Below are 19,751 nucleotides of genomic sequence, written 5' to 3' on the forward strand. Positions count from 1 at the left end.
CTCAGACCTCGAGCAGCTCAGATTCCTTGTGCTTCACCAGTTCGTCGATGGAGCTGACGTACCGCGCGGTGGTCTTGTCCAGTTCCTTCTCGGCGCGACCGACCTCGTCCTCGCCGGCCTCACCGTCCTTCTGGATGCGGCCGAGCTCTTCCATGGTCTTACGCCGCACATTGCGGATGGAGATCTTGGCGTCCTCACCCTTGGACTTGGCCTGCTTGACCATCTCGCGGCGCCGCTCCTCGGTCAGCTGCGGGACGGACACGCGGATGATGTCGCCATTATTGGTCGGGTTCACACCCAGATCCGAATTGCGGATCGCGGTCTCGATCGGCTGCAACTGGCTCTGCTCGTACGGCTTGATGATCAGCATGCGCGGCTCGGGCGTGCTGATTCCGGCGATCTGGGTGATAGGCGTGGGCGACCCGTAGTAGTCCACGACAACCCGGGAGAACATGCCCGGATTCGCGCGACCGGTCCGAATGGAACCCAGATCGTCCTTCGCCACCGAGACTGCCTTCTCCATCTTTTCCTCGGCGTCGAAGAGCGCTTCTTCAATCACGGCGTTTCCTCCACAGCGTCATCGTTCTTTCCACTGGTCACGAACGGACCAGCGTGCCGATCTTCTCACCGGCGACGGCACGGGCAATATTGCCCTTCGTCAACAAATTGAACACCAGCATCGGCATCTGGTTGTCCATACACAGGCTGAACGCGGTGGCGTCGGCCACCTTCAGGCCACGTTCCAGGACCTCTTTATGCGTGATCTCGGTGAACATCACGGCGTCCGGGTCCTCGCGCGGGTCCGCATTGAAGACACCGTCGACGCCCTTGGCCATCAGCACGACCTCCGCACCGATCTCCAGCGCGCGCTGCGCGGCCGTGGTGTCGGTGGAGAAGTACGGCATGCCCATGCCGGCGCCGAAAATCACGACCCGGCCCTTCTCCAGATGCCGCTTGGCGCGCAACGGGAGATACGGTTCGGCGACCTGGCCCATGGTGATGGCGGTCTGCACCCGGGTGTCGATGCCCTGCTTCTGCAGAAAGTCTTGCAGCGCAAGGCTGTTCATCACGGTTCCGAGCATGCCCATGTAATCGGAGCGGGCGCGTTCCATACCGCGCTCCTCGAGCTCGGCGCCACGGAAGAAATTGCCGCCGCCGATGACCACGGCCACCTGGACACCGTCCTCGACGACCTCCGCGATCTGCTCGGCGACCGCCTGCACCACATCCGGGTCGAGACCGACCCGGCCACCGCCGAACATCTCGCCGCCCAGCTTGAGGAGCACTCGGCGATAGCCCTTGCGGTCGGGGGCCGTATCGGGGTCCGTCATCGGTCTCCTTGTCCTCGGCAGTCGCGCAGCCACGCACATGAAAAGGCCACCCCGGCGCATGCATCACACGGGACGGCAACAAACTGGGTTCTATCCTGCACCACGGGCGGTCACGACGATGCGGCGACCCTCTATACGGTGCCCGAATTCGAGATATTCGGCGCGTGCTGCACGCGGGGCAACAGTACGAAAACAACTCCAGGCCACGGCTGGACACTCGCAGGAGCCTACGACCGCCGCACCGAGGACACCGTCCGGTGAATCGGCAGCAACACGAACGGCCCCCGGTGACCCCAGAAGTCAGGGCAGAGATACCCAGTTGAAAGGAAGGCATTTCAACTATGGTCCGGCCATGAAACCCCTGTCCCACCGGGCCATTCGCACCGGATTCGCCACCCTTACACTCATCTCGGCGCTCATCGCCGGGGCGGGCGCCGCCACCGCCGAGACTCCCGCAGCCACCGCGATCGACGGCAGCGGTTCCGGCGTGAGCCAGTCGGGCTCGAGTGCCGGCACATTCGTGCTCCCCCTCCTCGAAATCATCGCCCCGATCGTGTGCGGCATCACCTCCGCGAGCGGAAGCAATTTCTGCGTAACGGGTTCCGCAAACGCCGGCACCCACTAGGACGATTCATGACCACCCAAATGCCTTCCCTGCGAATCGGATTCGCAACGCTAGCGCTCACCGCAGCCCTCGCAACCAGCACCGGCCAGGCCACCGCCGAAACCCCCGCCCGGCACATCGGCACCGAAACCTCCAGTGGCTCCACCGGATCCGGGAGCAGTAGCGGCAGCGGCAGTTACTTTCTCGACCGGCTCGCGACCTACCTCGGCTCCGGCAGCTCCAGCTGCCCGCCGTGGGCGATCGTCTGCGGAGGAATCGGCTGAAGCAGCCGGACACCCGCGATCAAGTTCATGAGTCTTTCCGAAACGGAATGCTAAACGTATACGTTTCACTAATGTTCAGGCTCATGAACTCCACTCATCGGATTCGCGGGGCCGTTGCCGGGCTCGCCCTCGCCGCGCTGACAGCTGCGGCAGGTCCGGCAACCGCGGAAATTCCGCTCCAGGCCGCACCCGTTGACACAACACCGGCAAGCACCAGCTCGGCCAGCGGTTCGGCCACCGGCTCGGCCGAAGCGCTCTTCACACTCAGCGCCGCAGAACAGGCCGCCGGTCTCCCCGATCTGAGCCCGCTGAGCGCCGCCGCCGCCCCCACCCCGCTGGGTGCGCTGGTCCGGGCGCTCATCCTGCCCATCATCGATGCCGTCGGCAGCGGGGGCTGCGCGAGCCCGAACTGCGGCAATATGCCGGGTGGGTGACGGGACTCCGTTGCCGGCCCCGCGGAACGCAGACGGCACCAAAGACACTGAAACAAGTTGAAATGAAAGCGTTTCAGATAATGTCACCAGGCATGACATCTCCATCCCGCAGGGCCATCCGCGCCGGATTCACTGCTCTGGCGCTCACCTCCGTGCTCGCCGCCGGGGCAGGCACCGCCGCCGCGGATCTCCCCTCGACCAGTTCCGCCACTGGCTCCAACACCCCCCAGGGCGGCACCACTTCCCCCTTCCCGCCGGCCATCACCTCCAGCGCCGAGACGGGCTCGAGCATCGGCAACAACATCTTCGCGTTGTATTGCAACCTCGTAGTGGCGCTGACCGGGAACGATGGTTGCGAGACCGCCTCCGGCGGCCCGGCCTGAGAACGTGCCCACCCATCACCACAACAAGGGCCTCTTGCTCATCGAATATCGATGAGCAAGAGGCCCTTTGGGGTGTGTCAGGCGATCAGGCCTGGCCGACCTCGAAGCGAGCGAAGGCGGTGATGGTGGCACCGGCCTCGTCGAGCTGCTGCTTCACGGTCTTCTTGCTGTCGGTGACCGACGACTGCTCCAGCAGGACAACGTCCTTGTAGAAGCCGTTGACGCGGCCTTCGGTGATCTTGGCGAGGGCGGCCTCGGGCTTGCCCTCTTCGCGCGCGGTCGCCTCGGCGATCGAACGCTCCTTCTCGACGAGGTCGGCGGGGACCTGGTCGCGGGTGACGTACTTGGCCTTGAGCGCGGCGACCTGCATGGCGGCGGCGCGGGCGGCCTCGGCGGCAGCTTCGCTGTCACCGGTGTACTGGACCAGCACGCCGACGGCGGGCGGCAGGTCGGTGGCGCGCTTGTGCAGGTAGGTCGCGACCGGGCCGTCGAAAGCGACGGCGCGACGCAGCTCGAGCTTCTCGCCGATACGGGCGGCCAGCTCCTGCACGGCCTGGTCGGCGGTCTTGCCGCCCAGGTCGACAGCCTTGAGCGCATCCAGGTCGGCCGGGCGCGTCTTGGCGGCAGCCGCGACGATGCTGTTGGCCAGCTCCTGGAACTCCGCGTTCTTGGCGACGAAGTCGGTCTCGGAGTTGATCTCGATCAGGACGCCGTCCTGCGAGGCAACCAGGCCCTCGGCCGTCGAGCGCTCAGCGCGCTTGCCGACGTCCTTGGCACCCTTGATACGCAGGATTTCGACTGACTTCTCGAAGTCGCCGTCGGTCTCCTCGAGCGCCCGCTTGCAGTCCATCATGCCGGAGCCGGTGAGGTCGCGAAGCTTCTTCACGTCAGCGGCGGTGTAGTTCGCCATGTCGGGCGAGCCTCCTCAGTGTGGGAATGTGGTGGTCACACCTTGCCGCCCGCTTCCTAACAGGAAGGGGCGGCAGAGTGAACGAACTTCGTTGTCGCGACTCAGAAGTCGGCCGGGGTGGCAGCCGGGGGAACCTCGGCCACAGCGGCCTCGGCCGCGGTCTCGACGGGCGCCTCGGCAACAGCCTCGGTGGCCTCGGCAGCCGGAGTAGCCGAAGACAGCAGCTCCTGCTCCCACTCGGCGAGCGGCTCGCCGGCAGCGCCGGCTTCCGGCTTGGAGTCGCCACCGGCGCGCGCGGCACGGGCCTGCACACCTTCGGCAACGGCGGAAGCGACAACGCGGGTCAGCAGCGCGGCCGAGCGGATGGCATCGTCGTTACCCGGGATCGGGTAGTCGACCAGGTCGGGATCGCAGTTGGTATCCAGGATCGCGATGACCGGGATGTTCAGCTTGCGAGCCTCGCCGACGGCGATGTGCTCCTTGTTGGTGTCGACGACCCAGATGGCCGAGGGAACCTTGGCCATGTCCCGGATGCCGCCGAGGGTGCGCTCGAGCTTGTTCTTCTCACGCGTGAGCATGAGGATTTCCTTCTTGGTGCGACCCTCGAAGCCACCGGTCTGCTCCATGGCCTCGAGCTCCTTCATACGCTGAAGGCGCTTGTGCACGGTGCCGAAGTTGGTGAGCATGCCACCGAGCCAACGCTGGTTGACGTACGGCATGCCGACGCGAGTGGCCTCGGCCGCGATCGATTCCTGGGCCTGCTTCTTGGTACCGACGAAGAGGACGGTGCCACCGTGGGCGACAGTCTCCTTGACGAACTCGTAGGCCTTATCGATGTAGGTCAGCGTCTGCTGCAGATCGATGATGTAGATGCCGTTGCGGTCGGTGAAGATGAAACGCTTCATCTTCGGGTTCCAACGACGGGTCTGATGACCGAAGTGCGCGCCGCTGTCGAGCAGCTGCCTCATTGTTACGACAGGCATGGCTACGTAACCCTTTCAATTGCTGGTTGACGCAAAGGTCGGCGACCTCTGCCCTGGCGCCCACGGCCGCCGGACCCTCCGCAAAAACCAGGGGGACCAGCCGACGACCCTCGATGTGGGCGCGCGAAGTCGGTCTGCAGTCAAGCAAACCGCTCGATCAGTTTACGGTGTTGTTATCCGAGACCGAAATCGCCCTGTCCGCAGGCTTCCGACCTGGGCATAGTCACCGCTGCGTGACCGCGTATTCGATCGATAGCACCAGTGCCACGACCGCCACGACGGCGACGGCGACCGCCACCGCGGTAATGCCGCGATAGCCCCGGCTCCACGCCCCCTTGCGATGTGAATGCAGCACCCGGCCACGCTGTACGCACACCGCCGTGACCACCAGCAATGCGATGGTCGCCATGAGTGCGGCCACCGAGACCGGAGGCCAATCACTGCTGTACGCGGCCCTGAGGAACAGCACCGCGTTCGCCATCGCCGAGATCGCCGTCCGGCGCCACGCCAGCGCGGTGCGCTCGGCCGCGAGACCGGCCTCCGGGCTGGTCACGACAGCAGCAGGCCGATGCCCGCGAGTACCGCGATGACCGCGATGCCACCGGCCAGAATCGGAACCATGAGCGTGCGCGGGAGTTTGTCACCGCGCTGCATGGACTCCTGCACATGCCGCCAGCGGCCGTAGGCGCCGAGCGCGACTACGCCTGCCAGCACGATGCAACTCAGCGCGACCGCGGAGCGAACACCGTGGTGGCGGAAGGGTTTCACCAGTTCATGGACCGCGACACCGCCGGCGAGCAGGCCCAGGGCGGTGCGAATCCAGGCCAGGAAGGTGCGCTCGTTGGCGAGGGTGAAGCGGTAGTCGAGCTCCTGATCCTCTGCTTCGATGAGCCCTTCGATCTGCGCTTCGGTCGCGGCGATCCGGTGTTCGACCGCGGCCGTCTCCGAATCGGCGGCGCTGCCGGACGGCTCGGCGGAGCCCATTCGATTTCTCCTTCGTCTGCGCGTGTGCGGCAGCTGGTACGGCCCTTCTCAACCACACGGTATTCACACTCCGTGCGGCTATCCACAATTCGCATTCACGGTAGCCCGGACGAGTTTGCCGGGGCGCACAGTGAAGGTATGCGCCTGATCGTGTCGATCGTCCTCGGCTGGTTGGTCCTGCTCACACCGCAGTGTCTGGCCGCACCGGGTGCTGCCGCGCCGATCAGCGGGTTCGACTGGCCGCTACGGCCGCGACCGGTGGTGGTGCGGGCATTCGACAAACCCGAACGGGACTGGTTGCCCGGGCATCGCGGCGTGGATCTGGGCGGCAGTCCCGGGCAGCAGGTGCTGGCGGCGGGCGACGGGACGGTCGCGTTCGCGGGGATCGTAGCGGGCAAACCCGTGCTGTCGATCGACCACACCGGCGGGCTGCGCACCACCTACGAACCGGTGAAGTCATCGCTTCCATTGGGGCGCAGGGTAATTCGTGGCATGCCGATCGGCGAGCTGCAATCCGGCCATGACCGGTGCCCCGTCAGCGCGTGTCTGCACTGGGGTCTGCGGCGCGGGCACGACTATCTCGATCCGCTCGGACTGGTTCGGCACGGGCCCATTCGGCTCCGGCCGCTGGCATCGCAGTCGCTACCCGGGGCCGGCTGAGACGAGCCGCACCGGGCCTGCCTCTATCCGAGGCCGGGGCGGGCGGTCAGGATGAGGGTATGCCGCAGAACCCCGCAACGGTCCCGTTCACCTACGCCGATGCCGGAGCCACCAGGGGTGAGTTCCCGCCGGGGTATCACCACTTCCGGATACGCCGCCGAATCGGTTCCGGCCGTGCGCTGTTCGAGGAGGCGGGGATCCAGATCCTGGCGTACCGCATGCAGCGGGTCACCGGCATCTTCGAGCAGGCCACCACCCCGAACGCCGAGCCCGGCACCGAACTGACCGTCCGCCTCGGCCTCGGCCCGCTCGGCATCAGCGCCCCCTGCCGGGTGGTGTACGTCCTGGACGAGCCGAACCGGCGCGGCTTCGCCTACGGCACGCTGCCCGGCCATCCCGAGAGCGGAGAGGAGCTGTTCGTCGTCGAATACGATCCGGCCGACGAATCGGTCTACGGCATCGTCGCCGCATTCTCCCGCCCTGGCGCCTGGTACACCCGGCTCGGCGGACCGGTGGTCCGGCTCATCCAGCACTGGTTCGCAGCGCGCTACATCGCCACCATCCAGCCGCGCTGAGAAGTCCGCCAGGGAACCTGCGACCGATCATCAGCCCTCACACGCGGCCGGTTCGGGCTGCGGCGCATGGTGATTGGTGCTGCGCCTCACCAGCGCAGGCGCCGGGACAACCTCCGTACGGTTATCAGCCGTACGGTTATCGCTGGGGGCGGCGGTACTGCGTCGACCTCGGATACCAACTCGGGTCACCCGTCCGATTCCGTTGCGGTCAATGGCGAAGGAGCCCAGTCAGCCGTTGTCGAGGTGTGTCGCCAGGGCGGCGGCTTCGGCTCGCAATGCTGTCGCCCGGTCTGCGCCGCCTGTCAGGGATTCGTATTCTTTTGCGGCGGTGAGGCGTTCGTCGATTTCGGTGCGGACTATCGCTTCGATATCGGATTCGGTGAGATCGCGACGGGGACGCTCGGCGGCGCCCACTCCGACTGCGCTGGTTTCGATTGCGCCTGCGCGGACATCCGAACTGTCGACCGCTTCGGCATTGTCGATGGCGCCGAGGGCGGAACGCAGAGCTGCCGTGGCGGTTTTGTCGCGAGCCTTCATGGCGGTGGTCAGGGCGGCGCGGAGACGCTCGCGCAGGGGCTTGGGACCTGCGGGTTGTTCGGTCATCATGATCGAAGACGCTACGGCCGAGTGCGGCACGCGTCGATCATTCAACGCTCGCGGTTGCGTCCGTTTAACGCCGGCGGTTGCGGCGAGCGACTGGTCGATGCGGCGGACTTTCGACCACCGCATCGACCAGGAGAACCCTCATGCGCCCGGCGAGCGCGCTATACCGCTGCGGTAGCGGACTTCTCGCTCTCGGCGAGCTCGGACTTCCAGCGGCGGAAGCCCTCTTCGGTGCGGCCGCGCCGCCAATAGCCGGAGATCGATGCCCACTCGGCGGTCACGCCGTGCTCCTTGCGCACATACGGGCGCAGGTCGTGCATGACGGCCTGGGCTTCACCGTGGATGAAGACCTGGGCCTGGCCGTCGAGCCAGGACTCAGCACGCACGGCCGCGGCCAGACGCACGCCGGGGTCCGCGCCCTCGCGGTGCACCCAGGTGAGGGTCACACCCTCGGGGTGTACGAAGGCGAGTTCGTCTGCGGGACCGTCGACCTCGACGAATATGCGGCCGACCGCATCGGAGGGCAGTGCCTCGGAGGCCGCTGCGATGGCGGGCAGGGCGGAGTCGTCACCGGCGAGCAGATGCCAGTCGGCGTCGGCGCGGGGCGCGTACGCGCCACCGGGACCGAGCAGGTCGATGGTGTCGCCGGGCTCCGCGGCCGCGGCCCAGGGACCGGCGACGCCCTCATCGCCGTGGTACACGAAATCGATGGCGATCTCCGCGGCGGCGGTATCGACCGAACGCACGGTGTAGGTGCGCATGGTCTCGCCGTCCGCGCCGGGGAAGGCGAGTTTGACGTAGGCGTCGGTGAAGCCATTGGGCTGGAACGACGTGAAGCCGGGGCCGCCCAGATGGACACGAATGAGGTGGTCGGTCAGACGGATGGTGTTCTGAACCACAAAAGTTGTGCGGGCGCGAGCCAAGGGGGCACCTCCATAATTAGGGTTACCTAATAGACCGTAGCATGATTGTCGATAGCTCGTCGATAGAGTTTCGATAAGGTGCGGATCAAGGCAGTTCGGCAATGAGCGCCGCGAGTGCTGCGGCAAGAACTGCGAGACCCGGCCCGGCTGGGCCACCCGGTTCGGTCATGTAGTTGTCGCGGCGAATCTCCACCATGAGGGCGGTCACCCGCGGCTCGGTGCCGTAGAAATCCAGGGGAACATAGGTGCCCGCGAACGGGCTGTTGGTGGCAACGCCGCCGAAATCGCCGAAATTCCGTACCGCCCGGGCCAGCAGGGCGGGCGGCGTGTGGAAGTCGTCCGCGCCCAAGCAGATCGGCGGACGGCTGCCGTCGCCGTGCAATTCATACGGCAGGCGGGCGGTGGGGTAGGAGTGCACGTCGATGATGACGGCCCGCCCGGTCGCGCGCAGGCGGTCGGCGACCACGGCCGTCATCGCCCGGGCGTACGGGTGGAAGTAGCGGTCGAGCAGTGCGGTGGGGTCGAAGTCCGCGGGGCGCAGCGGGGTTCGGTGCGTCGTCCGGGTGTAGACGGCGCCCATGCCCACCGCGCGCATCTCCTCCCGCTCGTCCGGAAAGCGCTCGGGGTCGACCACCAGGCGGGACAAGCGGTTCACGAACTGCCAGGGGCGGATTGCCGAGAGCCCGGCGGCCGTCTCGGCCAGCGCCGCGGTGTGCGCGTCCGTGATGTGGTCCAGTTCGCGTGCGAGCTGCCGATCGTCGAGCTGGATATCGGAGCGGACGTGCGGTGGAATGGCACGCGAGGAGTGCGGAACATGCAGGATCACGGGCGAATTCGCCGCACCGGGGCGCAGTTCGACGGAGTCCGGAATTCGGGGCATGAGGTCAGGCGCGGGGGTGGGCTTGATCGTGGACCTTCTTCAGCCGATCTATGGAGACGTGCGTGTAGAGCTGGGTGGTGGCCATGCTGGCATGGCCCAGAATCTCCTGCACCACACGCAGATCCGCGCCGCCCTCCAGCAGGTGGGTGGCGGCGGTGTGCCGGAAACCGTGCGGCCCCATATCGGGTGCGCCGGGGATGGCGGAAACCACCTCGTGCACAACGGTTCTGGCCTGCCGCTGATCGAGTCGGCCACCCCGGCGGCCGAGCAGCAGCGCCCGGCCGGACGTCGTGTTCGCGAAGGCGGCACGACCGTGCCGGAGCCAGGCGTCCAGCGCCTTGTCGGCCGGTCCGCCGAACGGCACCGCGCGCTCCTTGTTGCCCTTGCCGAGCACCCGTACCAGCCGCCGCTCCCGATCCACATCCTCGATATCGAGCCCGCACAGCTCACTGACCCGAATCCCCGTCGCGTACAACATCTCCACGATCAGCCGATCGCGCAGAGCCATCGGATCATGCTGTGCCGCACCGGATTCCGCTGCGTCCATGGCTGCCCGCGCCTGGTCCTGCCCCAGTACCGCGGGCAGCACCCGGTGCGCCCGCGCCGATCCCAGCCGCGGCCCCGGATCCACCCCCAGCCGCCCGGTATGCGCCAGCCAGGCGGTGAAGGTGCGCGCCGCCGAGGTCCGGCGCGCCATGGTGGTCCGCGCCGCCCCGGCCGCCGCCTGCTGCGCCAGCCAGGACCGCAGCAATGCCAGATCCACCTCGCCCACACCGGAATCCGCCGCCCGCTCCAGCAGGTGCTCCAGGAGCGACCGCGCATCCCCCACATAGGCCCGCACCGTGTGCTCCGACCGGTTTCGCCCCAGCCGCAAATGCCGCCCGTATTCGGCCAGCAATGCCTCCACGTCTTCGGGCAATCCACTCATGCCCCCACGGTCACCGCCCCTCCCCCGCAAAGCAAGCCCCCGCGCCGCCGACTCCCCACCTCCGCAGAGGTCACAGCGCGGTTTTGCCCATCGCACCGATGACCGGCAACGCCCCTCCGAGTGCATCCAGGCCCCATCGGCTGCCGCGGTGCCCATCTCGGCGGTGCAGACCAGCGCAATGCGGTGTGGACCAGCGCAATGCGGGAGGGCGCAGCGCGAGACCGCAAGGCGAGGAACCCAGCGCGGCACGGCAGGGCACCTCTCGGCGGGCCGCGCGGTGTATGCCGGTCTGCTCAGAGCAGACCTACAGTTCAGCGAGTCCGGTCACGGACCGCAGGTTCGGATTGCGCCTGCTGCCGCTTCGATGGGGCGAGGCGGTGCCAGCCGTTGTTGTCGCAGGCAACCAGGCCTGCGATCTCCAGGGCGGAGAGGGTCGCGCGAACCAGTGGTAGGGCCAGACCGGTGTCCGTCACCAAGGCACGTGGGAGACGGGAACCTACTGCGGGAAGGGCGGTGAAGAGGAGTGCCTCGTGCTCGGAGAGATTGTCCTCCGGGGCGGGCGGGACGACGCCGGGCAGGGACAGGCGAAGCGGGCCTGCTTCGTCCAGGATTTCCGCGGCGGTGGTGGCGATGAAGGCCTCGCCTTCGCGAATCATGCGGTGGCAGCCGACAGAGGCGGCGGAGGTGATCGGGCCCGGGACCGCGAGAGCCGGACGGCCCAGGCGGCGAGTCCATTTCACCGTATTGCGGGCACCGCTTCGTGCACCCGCTTCGACCACCACCACGGCATCTGCCAAAGCGGCTATCAGGCGATTGCGGGCCAGGAAATAGTGTTTGCGCACTCCGGTTCCGGGTGGATATTCGGTGACGACCAACCCGGTCGCGGCAATCTCGGCCAGCAGCCGATCGTGCTGCACCGGGTACGGGCGGTCCGGCCCGCAGGCCAGCACGGCGACGGTGCAGCCTCCCACCGCCAGCGCCGCGCGATGAGCCATCCCATCGATCCCGAAAGCCGCACCGGACACCACGGTCCACCCCCGCACCGCCAATTCCCCGGCAATCTCCCCCGTCGCGTGATTCCCGTACCCGGTACTGCACCGCGCACCCACCACCGCGATCGCCCGCTCGGTGCACTCCAGCAGCGAGCGCGGCCCGCGCGCCCACAGCACCAGCGGCACCGCCGCGGCCTCATCCTGCGCCGGATCCAACTGCCGCAACCCGAGCATCCGCCAGGCAGGCCACTCCGGATCGTCAGGAGTCACCACCCGCCCACCCAGCCGATCCATCAATGCCAAATCCTGCTCGGCCCGCTCGATCCCACGCCGCAACTCGGTCGGCCCCCGCAACACCTCCGGCAGCGCACACTCCCGCACCGCCCGAGCCGCCTCCACCACTCCCACCGACTCGATCAGCGAAGACAGTGCCGCACAGGGCCCCTCGACCACCCGGGACAAATAGACCCAGGCCAACCTCCGCTCATCACCGTCGGACCGATCCACTCGAATCGACTCGCCGGCACCACCCACCGACCAGCCCGGACTGTCCGGAGTCTCACAATCGGCCACTGGCTCAATGGGATCGGCGACCGAACTGGTCGACCCCAAGGCCAACCCACTCGGCCCGGAAGGTCGGCCGTCCAGAACAGCGGGACTCCCGTTCGGACTGGAGCCTGATCCAGCCCGCGCCGCCGCAGCGCCGACCGAGTCAGCAGGAGACTTACGCACCGCCGCAGCAGGACCGCCCTGTTCGTCCGCGCGTTCTGGCACGTCGACGATTCGACCGGCGGGTTGGGCAGTAGGGCATCGGGCCGGCATCTCCGCCGCGGCGGCAGTGCCTCGGGCCGGTGACCGCTCCGGGGCTGCCGACATTCGATGTTGTTCAGGCGGCATGTCACTCATGCCACACCTCGCTGGCGGAAACTCAATGCCTGCAGGACGTCCTGGGCATTGGGGATGTCGCCGCCGCGTAAATCGCTGACGGTCCAGGCGACTCGGATGGCGCGATCCGCGCCGCGGGCCGACATGCGGCCGTGGCTGAGCGCGGTCTCGACGGGGGCCAGCGCCTCCCGGGGCAGCCGGAATTGCTGCCGCAGAACGTGTCCGGGGACTTCGGCATTGGTCGAGAGTCCCAGACCTTCCCAGCGCTTGGCCGCGGCATTGCGGGCCGCGGTCACGCGGGCCCGGACCACCTCGCTGTTCTCGACCTCGTCACCGCTGAAGGCGCCTGCGGACTGCGCATGCATCTGGACCGCCAGATCGATGCGGTCGAGCAGTGGACCCGACAGTTTGCCGAGGTAGCGGCGGCGAGCCAAAGGCGCACAGATGCAATCGATATCGCGAGCGGGCGCACACGGGCACGGGTTGGCGGCCAGGACCAGCTGAAATCTGGCCGGGTACCGCGCGACGCCATCGCGGCGGGCAATGCGAACTTCGCCCTCCTCCAAGGGAGTTCGCAGAGCTTCGAGAACCTTGCTTCCGATCTCGGCGCATTCGTCCAGAAACAGAACGCCGCGGTGGGCACAGCTGACCGCACCCGGGCGGGCGGTGCCTGATCCGCCGCCGATCATGGACGTCACCGAGGACGAGTGGTGCGGGGCGACGAAGGGCGGGGCGAAGATCAGGGGGTGGTCGTCGGAGAGGATGCCCGCTACCGAGTGGATTGCGGTGACCTCCAGGGATTCTCGCTCCCGCAGGGGCGGGAGGAGGCTTGGAAGACGCTGTGCCAGCATGGTTTTGCCGATTCCGGGTGGGCCGGTGAGGAGCAGGTGGTGGCCGCCGGCGGCAGCTACCTCCAGGGCCCAGCGGGCCTCGTCCTGGCCGACCACCTCGCTCAGATCGCCGATGGACGGGATCGGGGCAGGCTGGACCGGATCGGGCAGAGCCAGATCCGTGGCACCGCGCAGCCAATCCACCAGCTCGCCCAGAGTCGAGGCGCCGAGTACGCGGATGCCGTCCACCAACCCGGCTTCGGCCAGTGCTGCGGTGGGGACGACAACCGTGCTGCGCCCGGCGGTACGGGCCGCCAGCACCGCGGGCAGGATGCCGCGCACCCGCCGCACGCGCCCGTCGAGGGCCAATTCACCCAACAGCACCGCATCGGCGAGACGCTGCACCGGAATGGACCCGGCCGCATCGAGCACCGCCGCCGCCAGTGCGAGGTCGTAGACACTGCCGACCTTGGGCAGGGTCGCCGGAGACAGCGCCAGGATCACCCGGCCGTCCGGCCACTTCTCCCCCGTATTGGTGACCGCTGCCCGCACCCGGTCCCGGGATTCCTGCAGCGTGGTGTCCGGACGCCCCACCAGGTGCACCGACGGCAGGCCCTGCCCGATATCGGCCTCGATCTCGACCAGTTGCCCGTCCACCCCGGCCACCGCCACCGAATACGCCCTCCCCAAAGGCATGTCAGAACACCGCCTCGAGGTGATCGATCACCGGTTCTGTGCCCGGCCGCATGAGCACCGACACCACATCGAACCGCACCCGCGACCACGGGCCGGACTGCTCGTGCAGCCACAGCAGCGCGAGGCGGCGTATGCGTTGCTGTTTGAGGTAGGTGACGGCCTCTGCGGGCGGGCCGAAGGCCACGCCCCGGCGGGTCTTCACCTCGATGAACACCGTGACGCCCGCGCGATCGCGCCCGATCAGATCGAGTTCGCCGTACCGGCACCGCCAATTGCGGGCGACGATCTCCATACCGGCGGCGCTCAGATACCGCGCCGCCAGTTCCTCCCCGTGTGCGCCCAGCGCGAGATTGTGTCCCATTCAGCCAGCATGGCCGGGCCCATGACGGACCCGGCCATGCCGACCTGCGGAAACAGAGTGCCTGTGGATAGCGAGGAGCTTGTGGACTACTCGGGAAGCCGCAGGTCAGGCTTCTCCAACTCCTCGATATTGACATCCTTGAAGGTGATGACTCGAACGTGCTTCACGAAGCGGGCGGGCCGGTACATATCCCAGACCCACGCATCGGACATACGCACCTCGAAGTACACCTCGCCGTCAGCGTTCTGCGGCCGCAGTTCGACTGTGTTGGCCAGGTAGAAGCGGCGCTCGGTCTCCACCACATACGAGAACTGGCCGACGATGTCCTTGTACTCTCGATATAGCGAGAGTTCCATCTCGGTTTCGTACTTCTCGAGATCCTCGGCGCTCATCGGGTGGAACGTCCTCCTTGTCGCCCAACTGGGTGTAGAGACATCATCCCGCATACGCGGTATCGGTAGCCACTCGGCCGGTCTCCCGCACATTGCGCCAGGACCGCCGGTGCTCACTGGTGACGCCCAACCGCTGCAGGGCCTCGGTGTGTTCGGGCGTGTTGTAGCCCTTGTGACCGGCAAATCCATAGCCGGGGAATTGCTCGTCGAGCTGCACCATCATGCGGTCCCTGGTCACCTTGGCGAGCACGCTCGCCGCCGCGATGCAGGCCGCCGTCGCGTCGCCGCCGATCACCGGCAGCGACGGCACCGGAATGCCCGGTACGCGGAACCCATCGGTGAGAACGTACCCGGGCACCGGGTCCAGCCCCGCCACCGCACGCCGCATGCCCTCGATATTGGCGACGTGGATACCGATGGAGTCGATCTCCCAGGCCGGGACGACGATCACCTTCCAGGCCAGCGCGACCCGTTTGATGATCGGGAACAGCTCCTCGCGCGCGGATTCGGTGAGCTTCTTGGAATCGTCGAGCCCGGCGAGGGAGGTGTACGCCTTGGGCGCCAGCAGGCAGGCGGCCACCACCAGCGGTCCCGCACACGGGCCGCGGCCCGCCTCGTCGACACCCGCGACCGGACCCAGCCCGCTGCGGATGAGCGCCGATTCCAGCGTGCGTAGCCCGCCGGCGCGGCGCATGACCACGCGCGGTGGCCAGTCGCCGCGTTCTACCGGCTGCTGAATCATCTTGCCGCCGCGCGGCTTCCGCGCCGGACCGCTCGCGGCCCGCGTACCCGCACCGTTCGCCATCTTCCCCACCGGTCGATTATCCCGCAGGACTCAGTTGGTCTGCGGGTCTTGGGACCGCACGGATCCGATCCGGCCCAGTGGCCAGATCTTGTACACCGCCTTGCCGCGCACATCCTTGATCGGCACGGTGCCGTGATACTGATCGTCCTGGTGGTAGCGCGAATCCGCGGATTCGGCACGATTGTCGCCCATCACCCAGAGATTGCCGTCGGGCACCTTGACCGGTCCGAAGGCGCGGCCGCCGGCGTTGTACGGCAGATCGGGCTGTGCGGGATTGAACGGATTGTTGCGGCTGCGGCCGTCGGGGTAGGTGCCGATATACGGCTCGTCCAGCGGCTTCCCGTCGACCAGGATGCGGCCCTGCGCATCACAGCACTGCACGGTCTGCCCGCCGGTGGCGATGACCCGCTTGACCAGATCGTTCTCGTCCGGCGGCACCAGGCCGAAGAAGGAGAAGAAGTTCTGGGCGCCGCGCACCACGGTGTTCCGCGAGCGGATCGACGTGTAGTGCTTGTTCCAGGAATCACTCGGCCCGACGAACACCACCACATCACCCGGCTTGGGATCACCGAAGTAGTAGCTCAGCTTCTGCACGTAGATGCGGTCGCCCGTACAACCGGTGCAGCCGTGCAGGGTCGGTTCCATCGACTGCGACGGGATCACGTACGGCCGGCCGATGAATGTCACGACCAGCGCGGTGATCACTGCGGCAATGCCGATGAGCATCGGCAGTTCCTGCCAGAACGGGCGCTGCTTCTTCTTCGGCTTGGTGGTCGCCGGCTCATCCGCACGGCCCTCATCGCCGGGCCCGGACACCGTCAACGACTCGCTCTCGTCTGCCACCGGAACAGAGTAGCCCGGCACCGCGAAGAACTATGCGGTGCCGGGCTACTCGGCGTTCGGAGCGAAAAGCTACTTCAGCGCTTTTCCTTGATCTTGGCGGCCTTGCCGCGCAGATCGCGCAGGTAGTACAGCTTGGCGCGGCGGACGTCACCACGGGTGACGATCTCGAGGTGATCGATGTTCGGCGAGTGCACCGGGAAGGTGCGCTCCACGCCGACGCCGAACGACACCTTGCGGACCGTGAAGGTCTCGCGGATGCCACCGTTCTGGCGGCGGATGACGACGCCCTTGAAAACCTGGACGCGCTCCTTGTTGCCTTCGATAACCTTCACGTGCACGTTGACCGTGTCACCCGGGCGGAAAGCCGGGATGTCGCTGCGGAGCGACTTTTCGTCGACGAAGTCGAGGGTGTTCATTTCCGTCCTTATGATGTTCGCGCGAACAGAGGAACCTGGTGGCTACCTCGAATGGAGATGCTCTACCGGTTCGTGCTCCGGATAATGGGCGGTGCCCGGGCATACCAGCGCCCAAGGCAACCTGACCATAGTGCCAGACGGCAGCGCGCGCCCGGAAATCGGGTCCCCCGGCACCGGCTACGACCCGGAGTTCGCCCGGGTGATCGCGGAGGCGATATCCGAGACGAGCGGCGGATAGTCGGTGGCGCCGGTGACAACCTGCAGGAAAACCAGGCAGTCCTGGGCGGCGGCGGCAACCTCCATGCACTCGCGTAGCTCTCCGACCGTAGTGGCTCGCAGTGTCAGCACCGAATCCTCGTCGCCGCCGAAAGCGTGCGGCAGTTCACCCCAGCGCCAGGGCGCGATGTCGTTGTAGGGGGCTGCCTCACCGTGAATGGCACGCTCGATGGCGTAGCCGTTGTTGTCGACCAGGATGATGACGCCGGTCAGGCGTTCCCGGATCCAGGTGCCGAGCTCCTGAATGGACAGCTGCGCCGCACCGTCGCCGATCACCAGCACGGGACGGCGGTCCGGGCAGGCCAGCCCGGCGCCGAGCGCGGCGGGCAGGGCATAGCCGATGGAACCCCACAGCGGCTGGCCGACAAAGGTGATGCCGGCGGGCATGCGCAGGGCGGCCAGGCCGAAGAAGGCCGAACCCTGGTCTGCCACAACCACATTGTCGTTGTCGAGGGCTCCGGCCACGAGCGGCCACAGGGTCGCCTGGGTGAGCGGGGTCTCGCCGGGATCGGTGATGACGGGGATGACATCGGCGGCCGGGGTGGTCGGATCCGGTTCGGCGAACGCGCCGGAGATCCTGGTGAGAATTTCCAGGGCAGCTGTCAGCGAGAGCGGCGCGTACGCGTCCATACCGCCGATGACGGTGCGCTCCGGGCCGATATCGATGGTCCGGCGCGGGTCGATGCGATGGCTGAATCCGGCGGTGATGCTGTCGGTGTACTGCACGCCGACCGTGACCAGGCGCTCGGAATCCTCGACCGCCGCGCGCACCGCCTCGGGTGAGGCCGCACCGGTGTAGACGCCGAGGAAATTCGGCGTCGATTCGTCCACCAGCGTTTTGCCCCAGGCGAGCGTGGCATGCGGCAAATCGGCAGCGTGCAGCAGTGACCGCAATTGATCGGTCGCGCCGATGCGATTGACGAACACGTCGGCCAACACGGTCACCCGGCGGTCGACGAGGAAATCGAGGGCGGCCTGCTCGAAAGCCATTCGCGCACCGGCACTGCTGAAGTCCGCGGGCGGGGACAGCGGCGTGGCCGGCGGCTGGACCTCCACCCGTGCCGTATCGGTGGCGAGCATCAGATAGCCCGGACGCCGGTGCACCAGTACCGAATTCAGCACCCGGTCGATTTCCTGGCAGGCATCGGCCGCGCCGAGATCGGCCTGGGCACAGGTGACTTCGGCGGCAATGCGCCGGAAGTGATGGAAATCGCCGTCGCCGAGGGTGTGGTGGATGACGCGATGATTGGCCTGGATGTCCTTGGCAGGCACCCCGACTATGTGCACGACCGGCACGTATTCGGCATAGCTGCCCGCAATCGCATTGACCGCGCTGAGCTCGCCGACGCCGTAGGTGGTGACCACCGCGCCGATGCCGCGTAGTCGGGCATAACCGTCGGCGGCGTAGCCGGCATTGAGCTCATTGGCGCTGCCGACCCAGCGAATGCCGCGGTGCTCGACCACGTGATCGAGGAATTGCAGATTGAAATCCCCCGGAACACCGAATATTTCGGTGACTCCGAGTTCGTGGAGCCGATCGAGCAGGTAATCGCCGACAACGTAGCCCATTCGGCAACAGTGGCACGCCGGTCGTCAGTCAGCAACCTTACGGCTACTTACGAGATGGTGCGTCGAGGGCGGAGCGGGCGGAGCCGGGAGCACCGTGCGCGCCAACTCCTCCTCCGCAGCCCGGCGGACGTGCGCGACATCGGGCTTACCGGCCACCAGATCCTGGACGAAGATCTTCGCCCGGATCATCGGCCGCCGGTACCGGCGTTCGCGCACCACCGCCCGCCGCATGAGCCCGGCGCGCGAGGAATAGCGCCACCGCGCCCAGGGTGCGCCCGGACGGCTCAGGCGCAGCGCGCCGATCAACAGCAGCGGCAGGAAGAACATGCCGAACAGACCCGTCCAGATCTTGCCCTTGGCAATGACAATCGCGGCCAGCACCAGATTCACCAGTGCGAACACAATGACGAAGGTGCGATCGGCGGAGTTCGGATCATGGCGGACATCACCGAGATTGAGCAGCCACAGCGGATGGAAGCCGAGCAGCAGCAGACCGGTGACCGCGACCGCCACGAAAACGGCATCCACCGAGGTGCGGCCCTGCTCCTCCCAATACACATCACGCAGGTAGTAGATGAGCGCGAACTCGTCCAGCACCAGCGCCGCGCCGACCCCGAAGACCGCCGCGAAAACACTGATCACCCCGACACTGCTGTCGTACAGGGTGACCAGGCCCACCCCCGAGCTGAGTACCAGCACCACGCCGAACACCATGTGGTGGATGTGCACATCGCCGGCCCGCACATTGCCCGGCCACCAGCGCACTTCCTTGCGGATGAGCCGCACGCTGATTCGGATCAGCAGAAATCCGACGATGAATCCGAGCAATAGGCACGCCAGGGGCAGTCGGCCGGTATCCACCACACCGTCGATCCACCACCGCCGCACATGCCCCATGCCCTCGTCGCCTCCGCGATCAATTCGCACACACCTGACGAAGCAACGCTACCTGTCGCTCCGAAACCGCCTGAATTCCTCGCGCGTCGTGATGGTCAGAAGGTGGATCCCGGCCAAACGCAGGCCGGGATGACGGACCGTCTTCCGCAGGGACAGGCCAATTCCCGCAAGACGGGGCCCCTGCCGAAGGACGGGGCCGAGCAGAGATAGGACGGGGCCAAGCTGAGGCAGGACGGGGCCGAGCTGAGGCAGGACGGGGCCGAGCTGAGGCAGGACAGAGACGACCTGCCAGAGGACAGAGCCTGAT

The 19,751-nt window shown here is 67.2% G+C and carries 25 protein-coding genes; 6 read left to right on the forward strand and 19 right to left on the reverse strand.

Annotated elements, in window-relative coordinates; all coding sequences use genetic code 11:
• Position 1 precedes the first annotated feature (1 nt).
• Positions 2–559, reverse strand: coding sequence for a ribosome recycling factor (gene frr / locus ABZX86_RS35005; RefSeq protein WP_355129894.1), 558 nt, complete (start codon positions 557–559; stop codon positions 2–4).
• A gap of 37 nt (positions 560–596) precedes the next feature.
• Positions 597–1,331: a UMP kinase gene (gene pyrH, locus ABZX86_RS35010; protein WP_327144820.1), complete on the reverse strand. Its 735-nt coding sequence runs from the start codon at positions 1,329–1,331 to the stop codon at positions 597–599.
• A 352-nt stretch (positions 1,332–1,683) separates the two neighbouring features.
• On the opposite strand from pyrH, the gene ABZX86_RS35015 reads away from it, so the two are divergent.
• The 4 genes from ABZX86_RS35015 to ABZX86_RS35030 all read left to right on the forward strand — a co-directional run bounded on the left by ABZX86_RS35015 (position 1,684) and on the right by ABZX86_RS35030 (position 3,036).
• Positions 1,684–1,956, forward strand: a complete 273-nt coding sequence (locus ABZX86_RS35015; protein WP_355129896.1) for a hypothetical protein — start codon at positions 1,684–1,686, stop codon at positions 1,954–1,956.
• Positions 1,957–1,964: 8 nt separating this feature from the next.
• Positions 1,965–2,219 (forward strand): hypothetical protein, encoded by a 255-nt coding sequence (locus tag ABZX86_RS35020; protein ID WP_355129898.1) that lies wholly within the window; start codon positions 1,965–1,967, stop codon positions 2,217–2,219.
• Between the two features lie 83 nt (positions 2,220–2,302).
• Positions 2,303–2,653: a hypothetical protein gene (locus ABZX86_RS35025; protein ID WP_355129900.1), complete on the forward strand. Its 351-nt coding sequence runs from the start codon at positions 2,303–2,305 to the stop codon at positions 2,651–2,653.
• A gap of 92 nt (positions 2,654–2,745) precedes the next feature.
• Positions 2,746–3,036, forward strand: a complete 291-nt coding sequence (locus tag ABZX86_RS35030) for a hypothetical protein (protein WP_355129902.1) — start codon at positions 2,746–2,748, stop codon at positions 3,034–3,036.
• Between the two features lie 85 nt (positions 3,037–3,121).
• On the opposite strand, the gene tsf is transcribed toward ABZX86_RS35030, so the two are convergent.
• The 4 genes from tsf to ABZX86_RS35050 form a co-directional block, all read right to left on the reverse strand.
• On the reverse strand, positions 3,122–3,946 hold the full coding sequence (tsf, locus tag ABZX86_RS35035; protein ID WP_327144815.1) for a translation elongation factor Ts: 825 nt from the start codon (positions 3,944–3,946) through the stop codon (positions 3,122–3,124).
• A gap of 101 nt (positions 3,947–4,047) precedes the next feature.
• Positions 4,048–4,929, reverse strand: a complete 882-nt coding sequence (gene rpsB / locus ABZX86_RS35040) for a 30S ribosomal protein S2 (protein ID WP_327144814.1) — start codon at positions 4,927–4,929, stop codon at positions 4,048–4,050.
• 223 nt (positions 4,930–5,152) lie between these two features.
• Positions 5,153–5,482, reverse strand: coding sequence for a DUF202 domain-containing protein (locus ABZX86_RS35045; protein WP_355129904.1), 330 nt, complete (start codon positions 5,480–5,482; stop codon positions 5,153–5,155).
• On the reverse strand, positions 5,479–5,913 hold the full coding sequence (locus ABZX86_RS35050; protein ID WP_355129906.1) for a DUF202 domain-containing protein: 435 nt from the start codon (positions 5,911–5,913) through the stop codon (positions 5,479–5,481). The genes ABZX86_RS35045 and ABZX86_RS35050 overlap by 4 nt, the downstream gene beginning before the upstream one ends.
• A 138-nt stretch (positions 5,914–6,051) precedes the next feature.
• Here ABZX86_RS35050 and ABZX86_RS35055 point away from each other — a divergent pair, with 138 nt between their 5' ends.
• Together ABZX86_RS35055 and ABZX86_RS35060 are read left to right on the forward strand one after the other, a co-directional pair.
• Positions 6,052–6,573: a M23 family metallopeptidase gene (locus tag ABZX86_RS35055; protein WP_355129908.1), complete on the forward strand. Its 522-nt coding sequence runs from the start codon at positions 6,052–6,054 to the stop codon at positions 6,571–6,573.
• Between the two features lie 59 nt (positions 6,574–6,632).
• A complete protein-coding gene (locus tag ABZX86_RS35060; protein WP_355129910.1) occupies positions 6,633–7,148 on the forward strand; it encodes a DUF1990 domain-containing protein in 516 nt (171 codons plus the stop codon).
• Between the two features lie 228 nt (positions 7,149–7,376).
• Here ABZX86_RS35060 and ABZX86_RS35065 read toward each other — a convergent pair whose 3' ends face one another.
• The 13 genes from ABZX86_RS35065 to ABZX86_RS35125 all read right to left on the reverse strand — a co-directional run bounded on the left by ABZX86_RS35065 (position 7,377) and on the right by ABZX86_RS35125 (position 19,444).
• Positions 7,377–7,754 (reverse strand): hypothetical protein, encoded by a 378-nt coding sequence (locus ABZX86_RS35065; RefSeq protein WP_355129912.1) that lies wholly within the window; start codon positions 7,752–7,754, stop codon positions 7,377–7,379.
• Between the two features lie 158 nt (positions 7,755–7,912).
• Complete coding sequence (locus ABZX86_RS35070) at positions 7,913–8,674, reverse strand: siderophore-interacting protein (RefSeq protein ID WP_355129914.1); 762 nt, start codon at positions 8,672–8,674, stop codon at positions 7,913–7,915.
• Between the two features lie 85 nt (positions 8,675–8,759).
• The gene (locus tag ABZX86_RS35075; protein ID WP_355129916.1) at positions 8,760–9,554 is read right to left on the reverse strand and encodes an N-formylglutamate amidohydrolase; all 795 of its coding nucleotides are present in this window, start codon (positions 9,552–9,554) and stop codon (positions 8,760–8,762) included.
• Positions 9,555–9,558: 4 nt separating this feature from the next.
• Entirely contained in the window at positions 9,559–10,482 is a 924-nt protein-coding gene (locus ABZX86_RS35080) for a tyrosine recombinase XerC (protein WP_355129918.1), read from the reverse strand.
• Positions 10,483–10,793: 311 nt separating this feature from the next.
• Positions 10,794–11,951 carry a DNA-processing protein DprA gene (dprA, locus tag ABZX86_RS35085; protein WP_355129920.1) on the reverse strand — a complete coding sequence of 386 codons (1,158 nt, stop codon included), beginning with the start codon at positions 11,949–11,951 and terminating at the stop codon, positions 10,794–10,796.
• Positions 11,952–12,376: 425 nt separating this feature from the next.
• The gene (locus tag ABZX86_RS35090; RefSeq protein WP_355129922.1) at positions 12,377–13,885 is read right to left on the reverse strand and encodes a YifB family Mg chelatase-like AAA ATPase; all 1,509 of its coding nucleotides are present in this window, start codon (positions 13,883–13,885) and stop codon (positions 12,377–12,379) included.
• A gap of 1 nt (position 13,886) precedes the next feature.
• Entirely contained in the window at positions 13,887–14,246 is a 360-nt protein-coding gene (locus ABZX86_RS35095; RefSeq protein WP_355129924.1) for a YraN family protein, read from the reverse strand.
• Between the two features lie 86 nt (positions 14,247–14,332).
• On the reverse strand, positions 14,333–14,638 hold the full coding sequence (locus ABZX86_RS35100; RefSeq protein WP_067514125.1) for a DUF2469 domain-containing protein: 306 nt from the start codon (positions 14,636–14,638) through the stop codon (positions 14,333–14,335).
• A gap of 43 nt (positions 14,639–14,681) precedes the next feature.
• A complete protein-coding gene (locus ABZX86_RS35105; RefSeq protein ID WP_355130019.1) occupies positions 14,682–15,380 on the reverse strand; it encodes a ribonuclease HII in 699 nt (232 codons plus the stop codon).
• A 93-nt stretch (positions 15,381–15,473) separates the two neighbouring features.
• Positions 15,474–16,169, reverse strand: coding sequence for a signal peptidase I (gene lepB / locus ABZX86_RS35110; RefSeq protein ID WP_355130021.1), 696 nt, complete (start codon positions 16,167–16,169; stop codon positions 15,474–15,476).
• Between the two features lie 191 nt (positions 16,170–16,360).
• Entirely contained in the window at positions 16,361–16,702 is a 342-nt protein-coding gene (rplS, locus tag ABZX86_RS35115) for a 50S ribosomal protein L19 (RefSeq protein ID WP_355129926.1), read from the reverse strand.
• Positions 16,703–16,879: 177 nt separating this feature from the next.
• Positions 16,880–18,547, reverse strand: a complete 1,668-nt coding sequence (locus tag ABZX86_RS35120) for a thiamine pyrophosphate-binding protein (RefSeq protein ID WP_355129928.1) — start codon at positions 18,545–18,547, stop codon at positions 16,880–16,882.
• Between the two features lie 24 nt (positions 18,548–18,571).
• Positions 18,572–19,444: a hypothetical protein gene (locus ABZX86_RS35125; protein WP_355130023.1), complete on the reverse strand. Its 873-nt coding sequence runs from the start codon at positions 19,442–19,444 to the stop codon at positions 18,572–18,574.
• Between the last annotated feature and the right edge of the window lie 307 nt (positions 19,445–19,751).

Origin of the sequence: Nocardia sp. NPDC006630, assembly GCF_040611495.1 — a bacterium.
Classification (GTDB): domain Bacteria; phylum Actinomycetota; class Actinomycetes; order Mycobacteriales; family Mycobacteriaceae; genus Nocardia.